At 68.2% G+C, this 223-nt stretch carries 1 protein-coding gene; it reads right to left on the reverse strand.

The features are described from left to right. Positions 1-223 (reverse strand): AMP-binding protein (locus E4K09_RS23675; RefSeq protein WP_166802474.1); only part of this gene is annotated, 223 nt, incomplete at both ends.

The following is a 223-nucleotide window of genomic DNA, read 5'->3' on the forward strand; positions in this document are numbered from 1 at the left end:
CTTCAGCTTCGTCGCGCCGGGCAGCGGCGTGATGAGGATGCCGCCGGTCTCCGTCTGCCACCAGGTGTCGACGATCGGGCAGCGGCTGTCGCCGACCACGCGATGGTACCATTCCCAGGCCTCCGGATTGATCGGCTCGCCCACGCTCCCTAAGAGGCGCAGGGACTTGCGCGCGGTCTTCTTTACCGGCTCCTCACCCGCCTGCATGAGCGAGCGGATCGCC

Source organism: Microvirga pakistanensis, assembly GCF_004458765.1.
GTDB lineage: Bacteria > Pseudomonadota > Alphaproteobacteria > Rhizobiales > Beijerinckiaceae > Microvirga > Microvirga pakistanensis.